The sequence below is a fragment of the Allobosea sp. P2_B12 genome (assembly GCF_056404835.1).
In genome coordinates this window covers 1-2,492 of record NZ_JBFUDG010000024.1, presented here as the reverse complement: position 1 = coordinate 2,492, position 2,492 = coordinate 1, and the positions used below count along the sequence as shown (strand labels likewise).

Below are 2,492 nucleotides of genomic sequence, written 5' to 3'. Positions count from 1 at the left end.
GGGTGTGGACATGGGCGTTGGCATAGGCCCCGGCATGGCCGAGCGAAAAGCCGTTCAGGATCGAGCGCACCTGTGCCGCCACCGCGACGCCGTCGAGCGTGCCGCGCCAGACCGGCTCGCCCGGGCGCCAGTCGCTGACGACCGAGAGGCTGCGCGGGCCGAAGCCGATCACCACTGTCTCGCCCTGCTCCGTGACCTCACCTTCGAAGCGCTCAGCCCCGAGCACGACGATGCGCGTGCGCTCGAAGGCGACCTTGCGCCAGCCCTCCATCTGCGCGCTGACATGACGCTTGCGCTGGTTGAGCTTGTGGTCGCAGGCGATCGCGATCGCGGCCATCCGCAAGGCGACTTCGCCGACAGGCACCGGCAGCGCAAAGCCCTCGGGGAATTCCTCGGCGATGAAGCCGGTCGAGAGATTGCCGGCGATCCAGCGCGGATGGTGCATCAGCGCCGAGACGAAGGGAATGTTGTGGCGGATGCCCTCGATGGCGAAGGCGTCGAGCGCGCGGCCTTGCGCCTCGATCGCGGCCTCGCGCGTCGGCGCATGCGTCACCAGCTTGGCGATCATCGGGTCGTAATAGATCGAGATCTCGCCGCCCTCGAAGACGCCGGTGTCGTTGCGCACCATCGCGTCGCCGTCCGGCCCCTCCACCGGAGGCCGATAGGTCACGAGCCGCCCGGTCGAGGGCAGGAAGCCGCGCGTCGGGTCCTCGGCATAGACGCGGGATTCGACCGCCCAGCCGTTGAGCTTGACCTCGCCCTGCGTCAGCCCGAGCTTCTCGCCATAAGCAACGCGGATCATCTGCTCGACCAGATCGATCCCKGTGATCATCTCGGTGACCGGRTGCTCGACCTGAAGRCGCGTGTTCATCTCGAGGAAATAGAAGGACTTGTCCTGGCCGGCGACGAACTCGACCGTGCCGGCAGAATCATAGTTCACAGCCTTGGCGAGCGCGACCGCCTGCTCGCCCATCTTGCGCCGCGTCGCCTCGTCGAGCAGCGGCGATGGTGCCTCCTCGACGACCTTCTGGTTGCGGCGCTGGATCGAGCATTCGCGCTCGCCGAGATAGATCACGTTGCCATGCTTGTCGCCCAGCACCTGGATCTCGATATGGCGGGGATCGACGATGAACTTCTCGACGAAGACGCGGTCGTCGCCGAAGGACGATGCGGCCTCCGACTTGGCGCGGGCGAAGCCCTCGGCGACCTCCCCAGCCGAATGGGCGATGCGCATGCCCTTGCCGCCGCCGCCGGCCGAGGCCTTGATCATGACGGGATAGCCGATCGCGTCGGCGATGGTCACCGCATGCTCGGGGCTCTCGATGATGCCGAGATGGCCGGGCACGGTCGAGACATTCGCGGCGGCGGCGGCCTTCTTCGATTCGATCTTGTCGCCCATCGCGGCGATGGCACCAGGGTTGGGGCCGATGAAGACAATGCCGTTATCCTTCAGCGCCTGGGCGAAGGCCTCGCGCTCGGACAGAAAGCCGTAGCCGGGATGGACGGCCTGCGCGCCCGTCGCCTTGCAGGCCTCGATGATCTTCTCGATCACCAGATAGGATTGGGCGGCGGCGGGCGGACCGATATGCACTGCCTCATCGGCCATCTCGACATGCAGCGCGTCGCGGTCGGCATCCGAATAGACCGCGACGGTCTTGATGCCCATGCGCCGCGCCGTCTTGATGACCCGGCAGGCGATCTCGCCGCGGTTCGCGATCAGGATCTTCGTGAACATGGCTGTCACTGCCTCGAGGAATCGTAGGGCTGATGAACGTCGCTGACGGCCCAAAGAAGCTGGGAGATCTCATCGATCCGCATGGCGGATTGCTGTGGCGCGGCTTCGTGGTCACTGGCGCTCCACAGCAGCTTCGCGAGCAAGGCGAAGCGCTCGTCGTCGCCGCTCGAAGCCGTTTCGGCCATGCGCGTTTTCACAGCGGGATATTGTCGTGCTTGCGCCAAGGCCGCTCGACGCTCTTCGTCCTGAGCATCGCCAGCGCCCGCGCGATGCGCCGGCGGGTCGAGTGCGGCATGATCACCTCGTCGATATAGCCGCGCTCGGCCGCGACGAAGGGCGACATGAAACGATCTTCGTATTCCTTGGTCTGGCGCGCGATGGTCTCGGCGTCGCCGCCCCGGAAGATGATCTCGACCGCACCCTTGGCGCCCATCACCGCGATCTGGGCGGTGGGCCAGACGTAGTTCACATCGGCGCCGACATGCTTGGAGGCCATCACGTCATAGGCGCCGCCGAAGGCTTTTCGCGTGATGATCGTGACCAGCGGCACGGTGCATTCGCTGTAGGCGAAGAGCAGCTTGGCGCCGTGCTTGATCAGGCCGCCATATTCCTGCGCCGTGCCCGGCAGGAAGCCGGGAACGTCGACGAAGGTGACGATCGGGATCTCGAAGGCGTCGCAATAGCGCACGAAGCGCGCGGCCTTGCGCGAGGCGTCGGAGTCGAGCACGCCGGCCAGCACCATCGGCTGGTTGGCGAC

The 2,492-nt window shown here is 66.3% G+C and carries 3 protein-coding genes; all 3 read right to left on the bottom strand.

Features of this window, described 5'->3' with window-relative positions; translation table 11 throughout:
• On the bottom strand, window positions 1-1,735 hold a 1,735-nt coding region (locus AC1DYU_RS25985), incomplete at its 3' end, for an acetyl-CoA carboxylase biotin carboxylase subunit (RefSeq protein ID WP_476794121.1).
• A 5-nt stretch (window positions 1,736-1,740) separates the two neighbouring features.
• A complete protein-coding gene (locus AC1DYU_RS25980) occupies window positions 1,741-1,920 on the bottom strand; it encodes a hypothetical protein (RefSeq protein WP_476794120.1) in 180 nt (59 codons plus the stop codon).
• Between the two features lie 8 nt (window positions 1,921-1,928).
• Window positions 1,929-2,492, bottom strand: a 564-nt coding sequence (locus AC1DYU_RS25975; protein ID WP_476794119.1) for a carboxyl transferase domain-containing protein, incomplete at its 5' end; no start/stop codon positions are given.

Bases quoted from the DNA above. Each gene is read 5' to 3' on its own strand.
- AC1DYU_RS25980 (WP_476794120.1), bottom strand. From the start codon at position 1,920: ATGGCCGAAACGGCTTCGAGCGGCGACGACGAGCGCTTCGCCTTGCTC.